The 20,066-nt window shown below is 73.6% G+C and carries 17 protein-coding genes; 5 read left to right on the forward strand and 12 right to left on the reverse strand.

Translation table 11 applies throughout. The features are described 5' to 3' along the window. From DZF91_RS19610 to DZF91_RS19635, 6 genes are all read right to left on the reverse strand, one after another. The coding region (locus DZF91_RS19610; RefSeq protein ID WP_407920921.1) for a transketolase family protein at nucleotides 1-753 on the reverse strand (753 nt) is incomplete at its 3' end. After that, nucleotides 750-1,556, reverse strand: a complete 807-nt coding sequence (locus tag DZF91_RS19615; RefSeq protein ID WP_117358911.1) for a transketolase — start codon at nucleotides 1,554-1,556, stop codon at nucleotides 750-752. The genes DZF91_RS19615 and DZF91_RS19610, both read right to left, overlap by 4 nt. Continuing rightward, entirely contained in the window at nucleotides 1,553-2,380 is an 828-nt protein-coding gene (locus DZF91_RS19620) for a family 3 encapsulin nanocompartment shell protein (RefSeq protein ID WP_235834427.1), read from the reverse strand. The genes DZF91_RS19615 and DZF91_RS19620 overlap by 4 nt, the downstream gene beginning before the upstream one ends. A gap of 12 nt (nucleotides 2,381-2,392) precedes the next feature. After that, a complete protein-coding gene (locus DZF91_RS19625) occupies nucleotides 2,393-3,166 on the reverse strand; it encodes an SDR family NAD(P)-dependent oxidoreductase (protein WP_117358913.1) in 774 nt (257 codons plus the stop codon). Nucleotide 3,167: 1 nt separating this feature from the next. Continuing rightward, nucleotides 3,168-4,091, reverse strand: coding sequence for a sulfotransferase (locus DZF91_RS19630; RefSeq protein WP_117358914.1), 924 nt, complete (start codon nucleotides 4,089-4,091; stop codon nucleotides 3,168-3,170). A 323-nt stretch (nucleotides 4,092-4,414) separates the two neighbouring features. Beyond that, entirely contained in the window at nucleotides 4,415-5,461 is a 1,047-nt protein-coding gene (locus DZF91_RS19635) for a ketoacyl-ACP synthase III family protein (protein ID WP_117358915.1), read from the reverse strand. Between the two features lie 99 nt (nucleotides 5,462-5,560). Here DZF91_RS19635 and DZF91_RS19640 point away from each other — a divergent pair, with 99 nt between their 5' ends. Next, nucleotides 5,561-7,894, forward strand: coding sequence for a lantibiotic dehydratase (locus DZF91_RS19640; RefSeq protein WP_117358916.1), 2,334 nt, complete (start codon nucleotides 5,561-5,563; stop codon nucleotides 7,892-7,894). 62 nt (nucleotides 7,895-7,956) lie between these two features. Then, nucleotides 7,957-9,744 (forward strand): AMP-binding protein, encoded by a 1,788-nt coding sequence (locus DZF91_RS19645; protein WP_117358917.1) that lies wholly within the window; start codon nucleotides 7,957-7,959, stop codon nucleotides 9,742-9,744. Between the two features lie 112 nt (nucleotides 9,745-9,856). On the opposite strand, the gene asnB is transcribed toward DZF91_RS19645, so the two are convergent. The 4 genes from asnB to DZF91_RS19665 form a co-directional block, all read right to left on the reverse strand. Further along, nucleotides 9,857-11,680, reverse strand: coding sequence for an asparagine synthase (glutamine-hydrolyzing) (gene asnB, locus DZF91_RS19650; RefSeq protein ID WP_117358918.1), 1,824 nt, complete (start codon nucleotides 11,678-11,680; stop codon nucleotides 9,857-9,859). An 86-nt stretch (nucleotides 11,681-11,766) separates the two neighbouring features. Further along, nucleotides 11,767-12,564, reverse strand: a complete 798-nt coding sequence (locus DZF91_RS19655) for an alpha/beta hydrolase (protein ID WP_117358919.1) — start codon at nucleotides 12,562-12,564, stop codon at nucleotides 11,767-11,769. A gap of 11 nt (nucleotides 12,565-12,575) precedes the next feature. Next, nucleotides 12,576-14,177: an amino acid adenylation domain-containing protein gene (locus DZF91_RS19660; RefSeq protein ID WP_199486740.1), complete on the reverse strand. Its 1,602-nt coding sequence runs from the start codon at nucleotides 14,175-14,177 to the stop codon at nucleotides 12,576-12,578. Further along, nucleotides 14,174-15,439, reverse strand: coding sequence for an acyl-CoA dehydrogenase family protein (locus DZF91_RS19665; RefSeq protein WP_117358920.1), 1,266 nt, complete (start codon nucleotides 15,437-15,439; stop codon nucleotides 14,174-14,176). The genes DZF91_RS19660 and DZF91_RS19665 overlap by 4 nt, the downstream gene beginning before the upstream one ends. Nucleotides 15,440-16,080: 641 nt before the next feature. Between DZF91_RS19665 and DZF91_RS19670 the strand changes: the two genes are divergently transcribed. Both DZF91_RS19670 and DZF91_RS19675 read left to right on the forward strand, forming a co-directional pair. Continuing rightward, nucleotides 16,081-16,365 carry an acyl carrier protein gene (locus tag DZF91_RS19670; protein WP_199486741.1) on the forward strand — a complete coding sequence of 95 codons (285 nt, stop codon included), beginning with the start codon at nucleotides 16,081-16,083 and terminating at the stop codon, nucleotides 16,363-16,365. A gap of 1 nt (nucleotide 16,366) precedes the next feature. Further along, nucleotides 16,367-17,746 carry a TrpB-like pyridoxal phosphate-dependent enzyme gene (locus tag DZF91_RS19675; RefSeq protein WP_117358921.1) on the forward strand — a complete coding sequence of 460 codons (1,380 nt, stop codon included), beginning with the start codon at nucleotides 16,367-16,369 and terminating at the stop codon, nucleotides 17,744-17,746. A gap of 93 nt (nucleotides 17,747-17,839) precedes the next feature. On the opposite strand, the gene DZF91_RS19680 is transcribed toward DZF91_RS19675, so the two are convergent. Further along, a complete protein-coding gene (locus tag DZF91_RS19680; protein WP_117358922.1) occupies nucleotides 17,840-18,502 on the reverse strand; it encodes a DUF4097 family beta strand repeat-containing protein in 663 nt (220 codons plus the stop codon). A 263-nt stretch (nucleotides 18,503-18,765) separates the two neighbouring features. Between DZF91_RS19680 and DZF91_RS19685 the strand changes: the two genes are divergently transcribed. Continuing rightward, nucleotides 18,766-19,497, forward strand: coding sequence for a GbsR/MarR family transcriptional regulator (locus tag DZF91_RS19685; protein ID WP_117358923.1), 732 nt, complete (start codon nucleotides 18,766-18,768; stop codon nucleotides 19,495-19,497). Between the two features lie 66 nt (nucleotides 19,498-19,563). On the opposite strand, the gene DZF91_RS19690 is transcribed toward DZF91_RS19685, so the two are convergent. Continuing rightward, the gene (locus DZF91_RS19690) at nucleotides 19,564-20,049 is read right to left on the reverse strand and encodes a CGNR zinc finger domain-containing protein (RefSeq protein WP_117358924.1); all 486 of its coding nucleotides are present in this window, start codon (nucleotides 20,047-20,049) and stop codon (nucleotides 19,564-19,566) included. Nucleotides 20,050-20,066 lie beyond the last annotated feature (17 nt).

A 20,066-nucleotide genomic window follows, 5' to 3' on the forward strand; every position in this document is an offset into this window, starting at 1 on the left:
CCGGTCGGCGGCGGCGAGCGCGGCGAGCACCGGGCGCGGCCCGCACGCGATGACCGCCACGTCCCGGCCCCGCCGCAGCCACTGGGCCCGGCCGATCTCGAACGCGCCGCCGCCGACGTCCGGGGTGGCCTTGCGGCCGAGCCGGACGTACACGGGCCCGGGCAGCGCCGCGCTCTGCCGGACGGCCGCCTCGGCCTGGTCGGCGTCGGCCGGGACGACCACGGTGAGACCGGGCAGGGCCCGCATGACGGCGAGGTCCTCCAGCGCGTGGTGGGTCGGCCCGAGGTGCCCGGCGGCCAGCCCGCCGTGCGTCGCGACGATCCGGACGGGCAGCGCGTTGTAGACGATGTCGATCTTGATGGCCTCCAGGGCGCGCGTCGCGGCGAAGGTGGCCATGGTCGTGACGAACGGGACCTTGCCGCTCGCCGCGAGCCCCGCCGCCGTGCCCATCAGGCTCTGCTCGGCGATGCCGAGGTTGAGGTAGCGGCCGGGGACGGCGGCGAAGGCGTCCGGGTCGAACAGCCCGGTGTCGCTGTCCAGGCAGTACAGCCGCTCGTCGGCGAGCATCAGCTCCGGGAGCACGGCGCTGTACGCCTCGCGCGCCGATCGCGGCCTCGGCTCGGCGCGTGGAGAAGCGCCCTGGCGCGAGGCGACCGGTGCGCCCGTTCCGGTGCCGGGTCGCGGCGCGTCCGCACGTTCTTTCCCGCCCTCCTCTTGGACCGGGGTGGCGGGACGGCTCTCCTGCGCGGTCATGCGGTCGCCCTCCTGCGCCGGGCGCGCAGGACCGCCAGGGCGCGCTCCGCCTGGCGTTCCTTCAACGTCGCGTAGTGGGAGTTCGGACGGCCCTCGATCGCCGGCAGCCCGCGCCCCTTGACCGTGTGCGCGATCACGACCGTCGGACGGCCCGGCTCGCCGGGCGCGAACGCCGTCCGGAGCGCGTCGGCGTCGTGGCCGTCGGCCTCGCGAACCGTCCAGCCGAAGCTGCGCCACCGGTCCGCGAGCGGTTCGAGGGCGACGGTGTCCTCGGTGGGGCCGGTGAGCTGCAGCCGGTTGCGGTCGATGACGGCCGTCAGGTTGCCCAGCCCGAGGGACGCCGACGTCATGGCCGCCTCCCACACCGAGCCCTCCTGCAACTCGCCGTCGCCCATGACCGCGAAGCACCGCCGGTCCGGGTCCGCGAGCGCGAAGCCGTTGGCGAGCGCGAGCCCGTGGCCGAGCGAGCCCGTCGGCATCTCCACTCCCGGCACCGCGCGCACCGGGTGCCCCATCAGGCGGCTGCCCGGCCGGGCGTACTCGGCGAGTTCGGCGACCGGGAAGAAGCCGCGCTCGGCGAGGACCGCGTACAGGCAGATCGCGCCGTGCCCCTTGCTGAGGACGAGCACGTCGCGGTCCGGCGCGCCGGGACGCTCCGGATCGACCCGCAGCACCTCGAAGTACAGGACGGTGAGGATCTCCACCAGCGACATCGACCCGCCCAGGTGGCCGCCCTCCGGCCCGGCGCACATGCCGACGATGTGCTCGCGCACCCGGTGCGCCGTCGCCGCGGGGTCCGTCATCGCCGGCCCGGCAGGGTGGTGAGGACGAAGTGGCCCGGCAGGTGGACGGCGAGCCCCTCGTGGATCTCGGCGACCAGCTCGTCCCCGGCCAGCCGGATCGTGGACGAGCGGCGGTCCAGCAGCGTCGCGGCGGCGGTGAAGTCGCCGACCAGCGCGGTGCCCGGCGGCACCATGCGGGTGCGGCTCACCTTGACGCCCTGCGCGGCCAGCCGCTCCAGGAACGCGCCGTCCTCCACCAGCGGCCACCAGTCGTCGGGGTGCATGACGATCCCGTCGGCCGACCCGCCGTACCACTCGCACAGCGCGGCCGTCGCCAGCAGCGCCGAGGCGGCCGACCGGTCCGCGCCGTCCGGCTCGCGCCGCCGCACGCCCGGCGTCCGCAGCAGCCCGCGGATGTCCCCGGAGCCGTTGAGCAGCGCGTCGTTCTCGGCGGTGCCGAGCCGCACGAGCAGCCGGTAGTCGACGAACGCGGCGAGCGCGGCCGGGTCGGCGAGGACCTCCGCCGGGACGGGCACCGCCGCCTGGACGGTCTGCGTCCGGACGGTCCGCGCGCCGACCTCGAACTCCCACTCGGGCGCGGCGTCGTCGGGGGCGACGTTCTCGGCGCGCTCGGTGAAGACGGTGACCTCGTCGGCGTCCACGACCGCCTTGCGCAGCAGGTGCCGGACGGTCAGCCGGGGCCGCCGCTTGGCCGGCGGGAACAGGTCGCTGATGGACGCCCGCAGCCTGACCGCCGCCTTCGGCCCGTACCGGGCGTGGGCGAGCGCGAACTCCTCGCCGGGGCTGCGGTGGGTCAGTTCGGGATCGTCCAGCATCATGCGCACTTCGGACAAGGTTCACATCCCCAGGGAGCGGCCGCCGTCGACGACCTGGACGGTTCCGGTGACGAAGCTCGCGCGGGCGCTCAGCAGGAACGTTCCGACCGCGGCGACCTCCTCGGGACGGGCCACGCGGCCGAGCGGGATGCCCGCCTCCGCGGCGACCCGGGCGGTCTCCGCCCCGAGGTCGCCGGTGAGGCCGCCCAGCAGCGCGTCCGTGGCGGTGTAGCCGGGCGCCAGGACGTTGACGGTGACGTCCCCGGGCCCGAGTTCGTGGACGAGCGTCTTGGCGTACGCGGCCAGGCCCGACCGGGCGATCGCCGACAGCGCGAACTGCGGGATGATGTCGCGGATCGTCTCGCTGGCCACCATCAGGACCCGTCCCCACCCGGCCCGCCGCAGGTGCGGCAGCGCCGCCTGGACCAGCCCGATGTGGGCGATCATCCCCAGCTCGACCGCGTCGCGGAACCCGTCCGGGCCGAACGCGCCGGTCGGGCCGGCGGGCGGTCCGCCCGCGTTGCTGACCACGATGTGCGCCGCGCCGTGCTCGGCGGCGGTGTCCTCCACCCAGGCTCGGGCGCCGTCGGTGTCGCGCAGGTCCAGGACGCGGGTGCCGACCACCGCGCCGAGGTCGGCGGCGATCTCGTCGCGGGCCTTGGCCAGCCGTCCGGCGTCGCGGCCCGCGATCGACACCGTGGCGCCCTCGCGGACCAGGTCCCGGGCGATCGCGAGCCCGATGCCCGCCGAGCCGCCCGCGACCAGGGCCACCTTCCCGTCCAGTCCCAGATCCATGTCAGACCCTCGTCTCGTAGCCGTACCGGCGCAGGAGCGGGAGCGCCAGGAGGGTGGTCGCGGCCCGCTGCGGACGCGGCAGGCCGGTGTGCCAGCGGCGGTCCTCCCGGATCACGGTGCGGCCCCGGCCGAACCGGTTGGGGTTGCCGGTGACCGTGTGGTTGCCGCCGAGCTCGACCGTCCCGTCGGCGGCGACGGGGTTGGGGCCGGGGTGCCCGATCAGCCGGAGGATGTCGCCGACCGCGGCGCGCGGGCTGCGCACCAGGTCCTCGTAGCGCAGGTGCAGCGCGTCCGCCCGGTGGGCGCGTCCGACGGCCTCGGCCGCCAGGTTGAACCCGGCCCAGTTCAGCGTGCTGTCGAGCGCGGAGCGGCGTCCGGTGTAGTCCTTGGGTTGCAGCCACGACCACGCCACCGCGCGCGGGTCGCGGATCAGGTGGACGTAGGACGCGTCGATCCCGGGCATCGCCGACAGCAGCGCCGCGTCGGAGGCGTACTTGGAGCTGTCCACGACGGTGTGCGCATCGCAGACCTCGGCGATCGCGCGGTAGGTCGCGGCGAGCGTGGCCGGCCAGCCGTCGCGCTGCCCACCGCGCTGCCCGTCTCGCGCGGCGTCGCGGGCCGAGGTGCGCAGCGTCCGCCAGGTGTGCCGGGTGCGGTTGGTGTCCTGCCAGGCGACGACCTGGGCGGCGTGCCGTTCGAGCGACACCCCGTCCGGCCGGACGGCCTCCAGGACCCGGGACCAGACCGGGCACTCGCGATGGTTCAGGCCGCATCCGCAGCGGGCGTTGCTGCCGGTGCCGAGCACCCCGTTGCGCCACAGGAAACGCAGCTCGCCGACATGGACCACGCCGGGCGCCTCGGCGAGGACGTTGCCCAGCACCGTGCTTCCGCTACGGCACCACCCGGTGATGTAGAGAACCTTCATCGGCAACCACGACCCCTCTTTGGAGGACCGGCGCGAGTTGGTCAGTCAGCATGAAAACATGATCTTCTGGAGAAAGGAACCGTCCGGCTCGACCGGTTGCCGATCCGCTGGTAGGGGACGCCGAACTCGCGGCAGACGGAGCCCCCCGGGCCGCGCGGGCGCGGTCTCGCGTCCCGGGGACGGCGTCCGGCGACGCCACCGGGAGAACGCGGGGCGACCGGTTGATCACCGTCCGGCGCGACGGGAAGCCCTCCGGCCGCGGGCGTCGCGAGGCCGTGCGCGGACGCCGGGGCAGGCGGCTCCCCGGCGGTCAGCGCCGTCGGTCAGGCGTCCCAGCCCGGGTTCTCGGTGATCTCGACGGCGGCGCACACCCAGGCGAACCCGGCGCCGATCCCGACCAGCAGCACCCGGTCGCCCGGCCCGACCAGGCCGCTCTCGACCAGGTGCGTCAGCCCGGTGAGCTGGTCGGCCGCCCCGACGTGACCGGTGCGGCGGCCCCACTCCCAGGTGGTCCGCGACAGGTCCAGGCCGAACGGCTCGGCGTAGCGCGTCCGCAGCACGCGCAGGCCCACGTTCGGAAAGACGAACCGGGCGATGTCGTCCAGCTTCAGTCCGGCCTCGTCCAGCGTCCGCGCGACGGCCTCGGTGAGGCCCGAGGTGGTCCGGTCGGCGACGCTCCCCACCAGCGCGCGGGCGCGGGCGGCGAACGCGGCGCGGCGTGCCCGGACGTCCACCGGCCGTCCGGGGTGGACCGCGAACGGCTCGTCGCCCCGGTAGAGGCCCTCCAGCGCGGTGTCCACGACCGTCGAGACCGACAGCAGGCGGGCGAACCCCTCCTGGCCGAGCACCGCCGCCGCCGCGCCGTCCCCGTAGACCAGGCCGGGCAGGTCGGCGCGCCACCGGTCGAAGCCGGGCCCGCCGAACCGGTCGGCGGTGGTGACCAGCGCGCAGCGGCGGGACGGGTCGGCGGTCAGGTACGAGGCGGCCAGCTCCAGCGCGCCGAGCGCCCCCGCGCACATCTGCTGGACGTCGAGCGCGGGCGCGTGCCGTCCGTCCTCGCCGAGCACCTCGCGGTGGACGTACGAGGCCGCGGGCCAGTAGTCGATGCCCTGGAACCACGCCGACGCGTGCAGCAGCAACGCGACCTCGGACGGGGACCGCCCCGCTCGGCGCAGAGCCGCGCGGCCCGCGGCGACGGCCATCTCGGGTGGTGCCTCGCCGGTGCCGGCGGGGACGGCGGTGATGGCGGCGTACTCGTCGGAGGCCAGGTCGGACGGGTCGTAGCGGCCGTCCGCGACCGCCTCCGCCACGTCCACGGCGGGCGGGAGGCGGTGGGCCAGACCGGCGAGGAACAGACCGTCGCAGCGCATGAGCACCTCCGGAGACGGTGACGGCGGACGTTGATCAGATTATGGTGATCTCCGTCGGGGGACGAGTGACCGTTTTTCCGGCGTCGGCGGGAGGCCGCGGTGGGCGACAGGGCACGTACGGTACGGCTTCCCGGCACCGACTGGGCGGTCTGGGAGGACGCGGTCCTCCGGAGCACGGGGTTCCCCGCGGACGGGCTCGGCCTGTTCGCCGCCCCGGAATGCGCGTCCGCCGCCGACGCGTTCCTGGCCGGCCGCGGGAGCGAGGACGAGTTCGCACGGGCCCTCGACAGGGCCCTCGCCGACGCTTCGCGCGCCGCCCGGGAGATCGCCGCCGACCCCCTGTTCCGCGAGGCCCTGACCTGGCAGAACCCGGCCGCGGCCCGCCTGCTGGCGCGGCTCGCCGAGCCGGAACCGGGCGGCGGGATGACCGGAAAGGAACTGCGCCGGGCGCGCCACAAGCGCCGCGCCCGGGAGAGCGCGGTCGTCCGCTACTGGCAGCGGTACTGCGGCAAGAACGACACCATCGGCTTCTTCGGGCCCGTGACCTGGACCAGGATCGTCCCCGAGACGGCCCCGGCGGTCGTCGCCCGGCCCGGCGCCGGACTCGTGCGGTCCCGCCGGATCGCCTACGAGTTCTGGGCGCTGGAGGCGTACGTCGAGGCGCTGCTCGCCGACCCGGTCGTCGCGCCGTGGCTGCCCGCGGGAATCCACCCGCACCTGGCCGTCCGGGACGGGCACGTCCTGCAGCCCGGCAAGGAGCCCGCACCCCTGGACGAGGCGGAGGCGGAGGTGCTGGCACGGTGCGACGGCGTCCGGCCGGTGGCCGAGATCGCCCCCGACCCGCGGAGCCTCGCCGCGCTGGACCGGCTGGTGGACGACGGGATCGTCTGGCGCGGCGTGAACATGCCCTACAACGCGCGGGCCGAGAGCGTCCTGCGCGAGCACCTGGCCGCGATCCCCGATCCGGACGCCCGGGACCGGGCGCGGGCCGGACTCGACCGGCTCGACCGGGCGCGTGACACCGTCGGGGCCGCCGCCGGCGACCCCGACGCCCTGGCCGAGGCCCTGGACGGACTGGACGCCGAGTTCACGGCCGTGACGGGCGTCGAGCCCCGGCGGCGGGACGGGCAGATGTACGCGGGCCGCCGCGTCTGCTTCGAGGACACCGTCCGCGACCTGGACATCGAGTTCGGCCGCCCGGTCCTGGACGCCCTGGCGGGCCCCTTCGGGCACGTCCTGCTGCCCGCCGCGCGCTGGGTCTCGGCCGCCCTCGCCGACGCCTACGACGCCGCCTTCCGGGACCTGTACGCGCGGCTGCGGGAGCCGGGCGCGGACGGCGTGCCGATGCCGCGGTTCTGGGACGCCGTCCAGCCGCTGCTGACCGGCCCGGACCGTCCGGCGGACGCGGTGGCCGCCGAGTTCGCCCGCCGTTGGAACGATCTCATCGGCCTCGCCCCCACTTCCGGTGACACCACCGGTGACACCGGCGGGCGCCGCCTGCACCTGCGCAGTGAGGACCTGCGGGAGCGGGCCGCCCAGTTGTTCCACACCGACCGTCCGGGCTGGGCCGCCGCCCGCATCCACAGCCCCGACCTGCACATCTGCGCCTCCAGCGTCGCCGCGCTGGAGGCGGGGGAGTTCACGCTGGTGCTCGGCGAGATGCACAACGCCTGGCCCACCCTCGACAGCGCCGTCTTCACCGACCGGCACCCCGACCCCGACAGCCTGCGCGAGGCCGCCGCCGACGACATCGGCCGCCAGTTCCGCCCCCTCTACCCGACCTGGTGGCCGCAGTACACCGCCCGCATCGCGCCCGTGCTCGGCGACACCGACCACCAGCTGGCGTTCACCGCCGCGCCCGGAGCCGACCCCGAGCGCGTCCTGCCGACCGTCACGCTCACCGTGACCGACCGCGGCGGAACCCTGGAGGCCACCGGCCCCGGCGGGCTCCGCCGCCCGCTGCGCGAGGTGTTCGCGCTGCTGTTCGGCTGGCTGGGGGCCGAGGCGTTCAAGCGCCTCGGCGCGGGCGCGCACCATCCCCGCGTCACCCTGGACCGCCTGGTCGTCGTCCGGGAGACCTGGCGCACGACCGTCGAAGGGACCGGGATCGCGCCGAAGACCGGCGCCGTCCCCGAGTACATTGCCGCCCGCCGCCTGCGCGCTTCCCTCGGGCTCCCGGAACGCGTCTTCGCCAAGGTCGGCACCGAGGTCAAGCCCGTCTACGTGGACTTCACCGGCCCCCGGTACGTGTCGTCGTTCGCGGCGATGGTCCGCGCCGCCCGCGACTCCTCCGGCGGCGACGTCCTGGTCACCTTCACCGAGTTGCTGCCGGGGCCCGAGGACGCGTGGCTGGAGGACGGCCGCGGACGGCGCTACTTCTCCGAGCTGCGCATGCAGATCCGCGACCCGCGCCGTCCCCGGCAAGCGACCTGACCCCCGTCCCCGCACGGCTCGACCCCACCGAGTTCTCACGAGCACAGAACGGGAGAGCAGACATGGCCGAGACCTCCGCGAGCCACCCCACCGTGAGCGACCCCACCGTGAGCGACCCCACCGTGAGCGACCCCAACGTGAGCGACCCCAACGTGAGCGACCCCAACGTGAGCGACCCCAACGTGGGCGCCCCGTCCGCGGGCCATCCCGCCGCGGGCTACCGCGCCGCCGGATGGTGGCGGGACGAGACCTTCCTCGACGACCTGCGCCGCCACGCCCGCGCCACGCCGCGCAAGACGGCCGTCGTCACCCGCCGCCAGGCGGACGGCACCACCCACCGCCTCGACTACGAGCAGCTGGCCGCCGCCACCGACCGCTGCGCCGCCGCCCTGGTGGAGCTCGGACTGCGGCCCGGGGACGTGCTGGCCGCGCAGCTCACCGACCGGTGGGAGCTCGCCGCGCTCACCCTCGCCTGTGTCCGCGCCGGGGTCGTGTACTGCCCGCTCATGAAGACCTACCGGCGCCGCGAACTCGACATCATGCTGCGCGTCACCGAGGCCCGGGTGCTCATCACCATGGCGGAGGACAACGGCGACCGGCTGGGGGAGCTGGGCGCCGAGTTCGCCCGCGAGCTGGAGTCCCTGGAGCGCGTCTTCGTCGCCGACGGCCCCGGCCCGGACGGCACCGGCGAGTTCGAGTCGTTCTTCTTCGGGACGGCCTGGGAGGACCGGCACGGCCACCTGCTCGACGACCGCGAGCTCGGGCCCGACGACCCCTACCTCGTGCTGTTCACCTCGGGCACCACCAGCGAGCCCAAGGGCGTCCTGCACAGCCAGAACACGCTGTACGCGGCCGTCCGCGGCGAGGCCGACGCCTTCGGGCTGGACGACTCGCTCGTCATGTACACCACCGCGCTCTACACCCACTACACCGGCGTGGTCCAGGGGATGCTGATGCCGCTGATGCTGGGCGGCACCATGGCGTTCCAGGACGCCAAGGACCCCGACGACGCCCTGGACCTCATGGCGGCCCACGGCGTCACCTTCTTCTACTGCGCGCCGTTCTACCTGCTGAGCCTCATCCAGGCGCAGCGGAAGCGACCGCGCGAGCTGCCCGCGCTCACCTGGCTGGTCAGCGGGTCGGCGCCGATCCCGCCGTACTTCATCAGCGAGACCCGGGACGTCTTCGGCCTGCGCCTGTTCTCGCTGTGGGGGATGACCGAGAACGGCCCGGCCACGATCACCCGCCGCGACGATCCGGAGGACTGGGCGGCGCACAGCGACGGCAGCCCCATCGCGGACACCCGGCTGCGCATCGACCCGGTCTCGGACGACGCCGACGGCGCCGACGGCGAGGGCGTGCTGTGGATCAGCGGCCCGACCCAGTGCCTGGGCTACTACCGGCGGGACGACCTGTACGAGGCGGAGCTCGACGCGGACGGCTGGTTCAACACCGGCGACCTGGCCCGTCCCGACGGTCGCGGCGGCATCCGCATCACCGGACGCGCCAAGGACATGATCCTGCGCAACGCCAACATCGTGCCCGTCACCGACCTGGAGGCGATCGTCGGCAGGCACCCCGGGGTCGCCGAGGTCGCCGTCGTCGGCCTGCGCGACGAGCACGAGGACGAGACGATCTGCGCCGTCGTGCGCCCGGCCGTGCCCGGGCCGCCCGTCGTCCTGGAGGAGCTGCACCGGTCACTGGACGCGGCCGGGATGACCAAGGCGTACTGGCCGCGCCGCCTGGAACTGGTCGACGACTTCCCGCGGACCGCCACCGGCAAGATCCGCAAGGCCGAGCTGCGGGAGCGCTACGCGCCGTCCGGCCCGCCGCGCCCCCACTCCGCCTGACCCGGAGGCGGCCACCGCCGGTGCCCCGCCGCCGGTGCCCCGCCGCCGGTGCCCCGCCGCCGGTGACCACGCACCCCGGCGGCCAGGCACCCGACGGTCACGCGCCCGGCGGTCACGTCACCACACGGACCCCCGTGAGCCACTGGTTCAGTTCGAGGAGGTAGGACAGGCCGATCGCCGACGTCCGCGCGGTGATCGGCCCCGGCAGGGTGTCGAGGCCGGACGTGACCGCGGTCCGCACCTTCTCCCGGTCCATGAGGTCGAACAGCGGCGCGCCCGGCTCCCCGACCAGGTCGAGGACGAGCCGCTGCAGGGACGCGACGTACCCCGGGTCCCGGCTGGCCGGGTAGGCGCTCTTGGGCCGGTTGACGACCTCCTCCGGCAGGAGGTCGGCGCACGCCCGCCGCAGCAGCGCCTTCTCCATCCCGCCCTCGGCCTTCAGCGCCGCCGGGACGTTGTACAGGTACTCGGCGAGGCGGTGGTCGGCGAACGGCACCCGCACCTCCAGGCCGACCGCCATGCTCATCCGGTCCTTGCGGTCGAGCAGCGCGCCCAGCCACCGGGTGAGGCCGAGGTGGAAGACCTCCCGCTCCCTGCGCCGGGCGGCGTCCTCGCCGTCCAGGTGCGGGACCTCGGCCAGCGCCTGCCGGTACCGCTCGGCCTCGTACTCCCGCGGCCGGACCTCCCGCCTGACCTCCTCTCGGAGCAGGCGTTCGGGCTGGTGCCTGCCGTACATCCACGGGAACGACGGATGCCGGACGAACCGCTCGTCGGTCTGCCACGCGTAGCCGCCGAACATCTCGTCGGCGGACTCGCCCGACAGGGCGACCGTGCACCGCTCCCGCACCCCGCGGAACAGGTGGTACATCGAGGTGTCCAGGTCCCCCCAGCCGGGCAGGTCGCGCGCCCGCAGTCCGCGGTCGATCCCCTCGACGAGGCTGCCGGTGTCGACCTGCGTCACGAAGTGCTTGAGGCCGAGCCGTTCGGCGACGAGCTTCGCGTACGGCTCGTCCGGGCTGGGCCGCCAGGCGTCGCTCCCCGGACCGGCGGGCGCGGGGACGCTCACCGAGTGGCTGGTCAGCTCGCCCGCGAACTCCCGCGCGGCCATCGCCGTGATGGCGCTGGAGTCGATCCCGCCCGACAGCAGCGTCCCGACCGGCACGTCCGCGACGAGCTGGCGGCGGACGATGTCGGTGAGCAGGGAGCGGACCCGGTCCGTCGTCGCGCCGAAGTCCTCGGTGTGGGGGCGGGCCTCCACCTGCCAGTACCGCGTCTCCCGGAGGCCCGCGGCGTCGGCGACCACCAGGCAGCCCGGCCTCACCTCCCGCATCCCGCGGTAGACCGCGTGCCCGGGCGTCCGGGCGCGGGGGACGGCCATCAGCTCGGCGATCCCCTCGACGTCCACCTCGGCCGCCATCTCCGGATGCGCCAGGAGCGCCTTGGGCTCCGACCCGAAGACGACGCCGCCGCCCGGTTCCGCGTAGTAGAGGGGCTTGATGCCCAGCCGGTCCCGGACGAGCAGGAGCCGCTGCTCGTGCTCGTCCCAGAGGGCGAAGGCGAACATCCCGTTGAGCCGGTGGACGAAATCCCGCCCCCACTGCAGGTAGGCGACCAGCAGCACCTCGGTGTCGGAGCGGGTGGTGAACGACCAGCCCGCCGCCCCCAGCTCCGCCCGCAGCTCCCGGAAGTTGTAGATCTCCCCGCTGAAGGTGACGGCGACGGGCGCGCCGTGCCGTCCCGTCCGGGTCATGGGCTGCGCGCCGCCCTCGATGTCGATCACGGCGAGCCGCCGGTGCCCGAGCGCGGCGTGCTCGAAGAGCAGGACGCCCTCGGCGTCCGGGCCGCGCGGGCTCTGCGTCCGCGTCATGTCGGTGATGACGGGACGCTGCCGCCGCAGGTCCCGCGTCCAGTCGACCCATCCGGTGATGCCGCACATGAGCAGTCCTCTGGTCGTCGTCCCGTGGTTCGTCGTCTGTCGTCTGTCGTCGTGTCGGGGGCCGCACCCCCTCCGGAAGGTGGTCGTCACCCGTTGCGCAGGTGGCTTCGGGCGAAGGCGAACATCTGGGGGAGGCCCGCGTCGACGAACTCCCAGTCGTGGCCGCCGGACCGTTCCAGGTACCGGTGGGGGACGGAGCCGGCCGCGAGCGCGTCCCTCGTCCTGCGGTTCATGGAGATCATCCGTGGATGGTCGTCCAGGCCGATGTCGAGGTGGACCTGGAGCGGGTACGCCGTGTCGCGTTCGCGGATGAGGCGGTAGGGGTCGTACGCGCGCCGGACCTCGCCGCCGACCGGGCCCCACACCCGCTCGTGGTCCCGGACGGTCGGCATCGCCAGGTTCGGGTCGCCGCGGTGCGCCGCGTACGGGTCGCCCTCCCTGAACGGCGCCTCGAAGGCGCCGCTGCTGCTGCACACGACCGAGAACAGGCCGCCGTGCCGCAACGCCTGGAAGAGGGCGGCGGCCCCGCCCATGGAGAACCCGCCGATACCCCGTCCGCCACGCTCCGCCACGGTGTTGAACCGGGCGTCGACGTGTCCGACGACCTCGCCGACCAGGTAGTCCTCGTAGCGCCGCCCGCGCGCGTCGTTGATGAACCAGGAGCGCCCCGACTCGGGGAGCACCAGGACCAGCCGACCGGAGTCGACCAGGGCCGGCAGGTTCCCGCACCGCAGCCAGGTGGTGCGGTTCCCGCCGAAGCCGTGCAGCAGGTACAGCACCGGGAACGGCCTGCCGGACGGCGAGTAGCCCGGCGGCAGGACGACGGTCACCGACTTCTCCCTGCCGATGGACGGACTCCACCAGCGCTCCGTCAGAACCTCCATCGCCGGGCCGCCTACGACCCGGCCAGCGCGCGCCGGTCGATCTTCCCGGTCCCGGTGCGGGGGAGCGCGGCGACCACGTGGAAGCGCTCCGGGACCATGTAGCGGGGAAGTTCGGCCAGGCAGTGCCTGCGTACCGGGGCGAGGTCGAGCGGCTGCTCCGCCGGGACGACGAACGCCTCGACGTGCCGCTCGTCCGGGCCGTCGCCGACCGCGACGCAGGCGACCTCCCGGACGTTGTCCGCGGCCGACAGGACCGACTCGATCTCGCCGATCTCGACCCGGTGCCCGCGGATCTTCACCATGTCGTCCTCGCGGCCGAGGAAGACGTGGTTCAGGTCGTCGTCCAGCATGACCAGGTCACCCGTCCGGTACGCGAGCAGCGGCCCCGCGCCGTCCCGGGGGATCGGCACCGTCCGGGACGCGGTGAGCCCGTCGTCCCGCCAGTAGCCGAGCATCACCGAGTCCCCCGCGACGCACAGCTCCCCGGTCCGCCCCGGCTCGGGGTCGAGCACGCGGCCGTCCGATCCGAGCAGGAACGTCGCGGCGTACGGGCAGGGACGGCCGATCGGTACGGGCCGCCTCGCCTCGGGCGCGACGTCCTGCGGGCGGACGGGATGGAACAGGCAGACGTTCGTCTCGGTCGGCCCGTACAGGTTGTAGAGCGCCGCTCCGGGAACCAGCGCGTGGAGCTGCCGCAGGTGGGCGATCGGGAACGGCTCGCCCGCGAACAGGACGGCGCGCAGCGGCGATCCGGTCAGCAGTCCGCTGTTCTTCGCGGCCACCATCCGTGTCAGGGCGCCCGGAACCGAGTACCACACGGTGATGCGCCGGTCGGTGACGAACCTGTTGAGCGCGCCGCCGAGCCCGACCTGGCTCTCCGGAACCGGTACCACGCAGCCGCCTGCGGCACAGGTCGCGAAGAGGTCGAGGATGGAAAGGTCGAAGTGCAGTGGCGCGTGGCCGGATACCCGGTCCTCGGGGCACAGCCCGAACTCCTCGACCGCCCAGTCCACGAACGCCAGGGCGTTGCGGTGCGAGAGCGCCACCCCCTTCGGGGTGCCCTTCGAACCGGACGTGTGCAGGATGTAGGCCAGGCTGTTCGGATCGACGTCCGGCAGGCGGACGTCGTCGCCGACGGAGGCGGCCACGGCGTCCCGCCAGGCGATGACCGGCCCACCCGCCTTCTGCGGTTCTTCGGCCGTGGGCCCCTGCGCGTCGTCGGGCTCCGGTTCCCTCGTGCCGATCGACACGATCGGACAGGAGCAGTGGTCGCGCAGCCACCCCACCCGGTCGTCCTGGGCGATCACGTAGGACACGCCGCAGCGCTCGATGATGTGGGCCGCCCGTTTGAACGGCGCGCTCGGATCGATCGGGACGTAGGCCGCGCCCGCCTTGAGGATGCCGTGGATCGCCACGACCGCCTCCGCCGACTTGGCCGCCCAGAGCGCCACCCTGTCCCCAGGGGCGACGCCGCCCCGGAGCAATGTCGCGGCGAGGGCCGAACTGCGCGCGTCGAGCTCGGCGTAGGTCGTCGACCGGCCCTGGAACTCCACCGCCGGCGCGTCCGGCCGCTTCTCGGCCCAGTGCCGCAGGGCGTCGTTGAGCGCACTCACCGCGCGCCCCCACTCGTCTCGGTGCGGGTATCACCGGGATACCGGGCGCCAGAAGCGGTGTCAGCGTCGGTGGCGGTGTCGGTGTCGGTGGTCTCGGTGTCGGGCCAGGTGATGCCGAGCTTTCCGGCGATGACCACCCGCTGCATGTCGGACGTCCCGGACGAGATGGTCATCCCGACGGCGTCCCGCAGATGGCGCTCGGTGTCGCCCTCGGAGGAGTAGCCGAGGGCTCCGTAGAGCTGCGTCAGGCCGGTGAAGACCTCCACGGCGGTCTCGCTCACGTACAGCTTCCCGGCCTCGGGGAAGATGGTCGCGGTGGGCGCCCGCCCGTCGCGGTCCAGCTCGGCGGCGGCACGGTAGAGGAGCATCCGCGCCAGCTCCCACCGGACCCGCATGTCCACCAGCCGGTTGGAGACCGACTGGAAGTGCCCGATATGCCTGCCGAACTGCCGCCGCCTGCGGCAGTGCCGCACGCACGCCTCGATCTCGCGCTCCATCACGCCGAGCCAGGGAGCCAGGAGAAGGGAACGTTCCCACGCCATCGTCTGGGCGAACACGGCCCCGCCCTGGCGCTCGGCGCCGAGCCGCCGGGACGCGGGGATCCGGCACCCGTCCAGCTCGATCTCTCCCCAGCGGGCGGTGCGCAGCCCCATCTTCCCGGCCTGCTCCTTCACCGAGACCCCGACGTCCGCGCGCTCGACCAGGAACGCCGTCACGCCGGTGAAGCCCAGATGCCGCCCGACGGTCGCGTACACGACGAACAGGTCCGCGACCGGCGCGTTGGTGACGTAGAGCTTGCGGCCGGTCAGCCGGTAGAAGCCGCCGTCCCGGTCCGCGGTGGTGGCGAGCGACGACGCGTCCGACCCGCTGCCCGGCTCGGTCATCGCGTTCGCGCCGATCAGCCGGCCGGCGGCGAGCCCCGGCAGGTACGCGCGGCGCTGCCGCTCGTCGCCGAACTTCCAGATCGGGACCTCGGCGGCGAGGACGTGCGCGCCGATCGCCATCATCAGCCCGTTGTCCCGGCAGCCGCGGCCGAGGCCCTCCATCGCGCGGACGTGGTCGACGGCGCCGCGCCCGGCCCCGCCGTACTCCGGCGGCAGCATCAGCCCGAACAGCCCGCGCTCGGCGCAGGCGAGCCAGTCCTCGCGGCTGAACACCCCGGCCCGGTCGCGCTCGGCGACGTCCTTGCCGAGGGTCTCCTCGCCGAGCCTGCGGAAATCGCGGCCCAGTCCGTCCCGGTCGTCGTCCCATTCGAATCGCATGGCTCTCCGTTCGGCCGAGCATAATGTCATGCGACATCAGGAACCGCGCGGGTTCCCGCACGCTCGAAGACAGCGGATACGTCGAAAGAAATCCCCCGTGAGGTGCGGTTTCACATTGTCTCGGGCGGACGGTCTCAGGGTGGGGGAGCGGGGGCGGGGAACGGAGTCCGGGAACTTCTCAAGCGGCTCGAAGTGACCGTTCCATCACTGTGTGGAATCGTCATGCTCCACCCCTCGGTTCGCGGCGGCCGGGCTACGGGAAAACAGGCAAAACCCTGTCCCGGCGGAACCGGCCGCTGCCCATTGTCCATGAGACATCCGATCTTGGAAAGGGCGGATCTGGGGCCGGTGGCCGCGCGGCGGACGGGCCGGGACGATCTCTTGCACGGCGCAGATCGCTGTCGTACGGTACCGACCGTCAACCAACCGCAGTGGTGAACACCGCAGTCCGAGCGCGGGTCCCGGCCGGCCCGCCGGCGGATCCGGGCTCCCCGGACGGGCGAGCCCCGCCGTCCCGTCCGGCGGCCCGGCGAACACGGCCGCCGGCGAACGCGTCCGATGTCCCGGATATCGATTTCCGTCCAGCCTCCCACTTCGCAAGGAAATTTCCCGCGACGAAGCCCGCAGAAGAGGTGCATGCTGTGGATCGTGCCAAGAACCTGGATCCGGCGGCGGAGATCAAGGACATTATGATCGGCGTGCTCGAATTGGGCGTCGACCGTTCGCTGCTCGACGATTCGGTCTCGCTCTACTCCCCGGTCGTGGGACTCGACTCGCTCAGCCTGCTGCACATCCTCGTGCGGATCGAGAAGAGATTCGACATCGAGATCGACGACGAGGACGTGATGTCGGCGGAGTTGAGCGACGTCGGCAGCCTCGTGGAAATGATCCGGCGGGCCGTCGAGGCGAAGGGCGTTGACGAATAACATGCGCCAGGTATTCCACCTGGAAACGGACCGGGTGCCCACGCACTGGTACAACGTCCTCGCGGACCTGCCCTTCGAGGTCCCGCCGCCCCGCCCGGCGCCGCCGCGGGAGGGGCGCCCCCGGACGCTGAACCCCCAGCTGCCCCTCTCGATGTACCGGCCGAGCATCGGCCGGAGCCGGTTCGTGGAGATCCCCGAGCCCGTCCGGGAGGAGTACCGGCGCTGGCGGCCGACGCCGCTGTACCGCGCGACCCGGCTGGAGCGGGAGCTCGACACCCCCGCGCACCTGTACTTCAAGTACGAGGGGACGAGCCCGTCCGGCAGCCACAAGATCAACACCGCGCTGGCGCAGGCGTACTACTACGCCCGGTCCGGCGTGAAGGAGATGGTGACGGGGACCGGCGCCGGCCAGTGGGGCACCGCGCTGTCGATGGCGTGCCACCCGTACGGCATGGAGTGCACGGTGTTCATGGTGCGCTCGAGCCACCGCCAGAAGCCCTACCGCGGCACGCTGATGCGCCTGCACGGCGCCCGGGTCATCGAGAGCCCCAGCACCGAGACCGAGGTGGGGCGCGCCGCCCTGGCCGCCGACCCCGACTCGCCGGGCAGTCTCGGGATCGCCAACGCCGAGGCGATCGAGTACGCGGCCCGCCGCGACCGGGCGCGGTTCTCGATCGGCAGCGGCGAGAACCACGTCCTGCTGCACCAGACGGTCATCGGTGAGGAAGCGCTCCTGCAGATGGAGACGGCCGGCGAGTTCCCCGACGTGGTGATCGGCGCGATGGGCGCGGGCAGCAACTTCGCCGGGATCTCCTTCCCCTTCTACCGCGCGGCGCGGGAGAGGAGCGCCTCCACGAGGTTCCTGGCCGTCGAGCCCGACGCCTGCCCCAAGATGACCAGGGGCCGGTACCTCATGGACCACACCGACTACTCCGGCGTGACGCCCATGGTCAGGATGTACACGCTGGGGCACACGTTCACGGCCTACCACATCCATGCCGGCGGGCTGCGGTACCACGGGGCCGCCCCGATCGTCAGCGCGATGTACGACAACGGGCTGGTGGAGGCGGCGTCCTACAGTCAGAGCCGGGTCTTCGAGTGCGGGGCCGCGTTCGCCAGGGCGGAGGGGGTCGTCCCCGCGCCCGAGTCGGCCCACGCGGTGGCCGCGGCGATCGACGAGGCGGTGAAGGCCCGCGAGGACGGCGCCGAACGGGTGGTCCTGTTCAGCCTCAGCGGGCACGGGCTCCTCGACCTGACGGCCTACGAGAGCCATCTCGCCGGGAACACCGTTGATGTCGTCCCGACGGACGAGCAGATCCAGGCGTCGCTGCGTCCGCTCGTCGAGTCCGACGAGACGGCCGGCGCGCACCCCCTGCCCTGACCGCGAGACCAGGATCGGGCTCCGCCTCCCGGCGTCCGCCCGGCTCGAGCCGTGCCGGTCCACGCCCCGGCCCGGCCATGCCGGTGGGGCCCTTCACAGGCTGCGGGCGGTGATGTCGCCGCTGGACGTGGTGGCGTGGATCTCCAGCTCGGGGGCGCCGTCGTTCTTCAGGGCGTTGCTGACGCGGCCGTAGGAGGTTTCGGCGTCCAGGGAGGCGGAGACGCCCGCGGCGGCGGCGATCGTGATGTCGCCGCTCTGGGTGCTCAGCACGACCTTGCCGCCCTTCGCCTCGGCGACGGTGATGTCGCCCCGCGTCGTGCTGATCTCCGCCGCGCCGCCGAGCCGTCCGACCTCGACGTCCCCGTCGACCGCGGTGAGCCGGAGGGCGGCCGTCTCGTCCAGCTTGATCCGGCGATAGGCGCCCTCGAAGGCGACATCGCCGAGGCGTCCCACGCCTCGCAGCTCGGTGGCGGACGCCCTGGCCTCGACGCGGGATCCGGCGGGCAGCTTGACCGTGACCTCGACGGCACCGGACGGTCCGAAGTACTGGTTCTTCACCGGCGTCCCGATCCGCAGGACGCCGTCGGCGTACTCGACCGTGGTCTGCTCGGCGGCCTTCACGTCGCGTCCCTTCGACGCCTTGGCGGGCAGGACCTCCACCACGGTGTCGGAGCGGTCCGCGGCGATGAGCTGCACGCGTCCCGCCGGGAGGTCGAGGACGGCGGAGATCGGGGCCGGAGTGTCGAACGTGTGCATCGTGCCCTCCCTTGCCGCGGCGCGGCCGGCTGTTTCTGGCACCGGAAAGGCTACGTTGCTTTCAATATTTCAGCAAGCAATGCTCTCCGTGTGAGCAGCATTTTTGCAGGTGAAGGCCGAATAATCATTGCAACGGCCCGAGGTTTAACGCAACGCCGCCCCTCCCTCTCGTTGCAATCAAGGGAGCGTGGACGCTATGCTCTGCGCGGTTCGGGCGACAGCGGGCGGGCCGTCGGGTCCGCGCGGGCAGGAGAGGGGTCGCGATGCCGGGAGGCAGGCTCACCCAGCAGGAGCGGCAGCAGATCGCGATCGGTCTGGCCGACGGTCTGGCCTACGCCGAGATCGCCCGCCGCCTCGACCGGCCGACCTCCACGATCACGCGCGAGGTCTCCCGGAACGGCGGCCCCACCGGCTACCGCGCCGACCTGGCCCACCGCGCCACCCAGCAGCGCACGCACCGGCGCGGGCAGAGCGCGCCCCGCGGAGCCCAGGTCACCCAGCAGCCGTACGGACGCGACGCCGAGGCCGTGCGCGACTACCAGGAGGCCCTGACCACCACCTTCATGGTCTCGGGCCTGCCCAAGATGATGGCCCGGGTGCTGGGCTGCCTCTACACCACCGACTCCGGCAGCCTCACCGCCGCCGACCTCGCCCAGCGGCTGCAGGTCAGCCCGGCGTCCATCTCCAAGGCCATCACCTTCCTGGAGGGCCTGGACCTGGTCCGGCGGGAGCGCGACGACCGCCGCCGCGAACGGTACGTCGTGGACGACGACCTCTGGTACCAGTCCATGGTCCGCAGCGCCCGCACCAACGACCAGTTCATCGAGACCGCGAAGCAGGGCGTCCAGATCCTCGGCCCGGGCACCCCGGCGGCCAACCGCCTGGAGAACGCCGCCCGCTTCCTCGACTTCGTCAGCGAGGCGCTCCTCCGCGCCGCCGACCAGGGACGCGAGGTCCTGTACACCCGGACCGAGGAGACCTCGGACGAGGACTAGCGCCGCCGGACGGACCCGGCGGCGCGCCGCCACCGCCGGGCGCGCGAGGTCGGCGGCACGGCACGGTCATCGCGCCGCGGACCTGCGGCGGGCGCGGTAGGCGGCGACGGTCGTCCGGCTGGCGCACGTGTTGGAGCAGAACCGTCGGCTGCGGTTGCGCGAGTCGTCCACGTAGAAGCGCTCGCAGCCGTCCGCCTGGCAGCGGCCCACCGCGACGTCGGGATCGCCGCAGATCACGTGCGCGAGCGCGGCGGCGCAGCTGCGGCCGAGCCAGGCCGTGGGCTCCTCCCCGTCGCGGGCGAAGTGCAGGTGCGGCCCCCCGGCGTCGTCGTGCGTGCTGACCGTCATCACCGGCGGGAACCTCTCCAGAAGCAGGTTGACGGGATCGATGGACCCCGCGTCCGCCACGGCCGCGACCGCGTCACGCAGCAGCGGGACGAGTTCCGCGAGCGCGTCGTCGCCGGGTTCCGCCACGCGGTGCTGCTCGAAGAACTCCCGTCGCAGGTCACTGGGGTCGTCGCCGTTGACCAGTTCGACGGCCAGCCTGGCCATGTTGCCAATGTAGGCGA

Origin of the sequence: Actinomadura logoneensis (genome assembly GCF_003428695.1) — a bacterium.
GTDB classification, from domain to species: Bacteria; Actinomycetota; Actinomycetes; order Streptosporangiales; family Streptosporangiaceae; genus Spirillospora; species Spirillospora logoneensis.

Coding starts and splice junctions, on each gene's coding strand:
- DZF91_RS19635 (WP_117358915.1), bottom strand. CDS start 5,461: ATGCGCTGCGACGGTCTGTTCCTCGCCGGTCTGGCCCACCGCCTCCCG.
- DZF91_RS19615 (WP_117358911.1), bottom strand. CDS start 1,556: ATGACGGACCCCGCGGCGACGGCGCACCGGGTGCGCGAGCACATCGTC.
- DZF91_RS19685 (WP_117358923.1), top strand. CDS start 18,766: ATGCCGGGAGGCAGGCTCACCCAGCAGGAGCGGCAGCAGATCGCGATC.
- DZF91_RS19655 (WP_117358919.1), bottom strand. CDS start 12,564: ATGGAGGTTCTGACGGAGCGCTGGTGGAGTCCGTCCATCGGCAGGGAG.
- DZF91_RS19680 (WP_117358922.1), bottom strand. CDS start 18,502: ATGCACACGTTCGACACTCCGGCCCCGATCTCCGCCGTCCTCGACCTC.
- DZF91_RS19690 (WP_117358924.1), bottom strand. CDS start 20,049: ATGGCCAGGCTGGCCGTCGAACTGGTCAACGGCGACGACCCCAGTGAC.
- DZF91_RS19665 (WP_117358920.1), bottom strand. CDS start 15,439: ATGCGATTCGAATGGGACGACGACCGGGACGGACTGGGCCGCGATTTC.
- DZF91_RS19625 (WP_117358913.1), bottom strand. CDS start 3,166: ATGGATCTGGGACTGGACGGGAAGGTGGCCCTGGTCGCGGGCGGCTCG.
- DZF91_RS19645 (WP_117358917.1), top strand. CDS start 7,957: ATGGCCGAGACCTCCGCGAGCCACCCCACCGTGAGCGACCCCACCGTG.
- asnB (WP_117358918.1), bottom strand. CDS start 11,680: ATGTGCGGCATCACCGGATGGGTCGACTGGACGCGGGACCTGCGGCGG.
- DZF91_RS19630 (WP_117358914.1), bottom strand. CDS start 4,091: ATGAAGGTTCTCTACATCACCGGGTGGTGCCGTAGCGGAAGCACGGTG.
- DZF91_RS19675 (WP_117358921.1), top strand. CDS start 16,367: ATGCGCCAGGTATTCCACCTGGAAACGGACCGGGTGCCCACGCACTGG.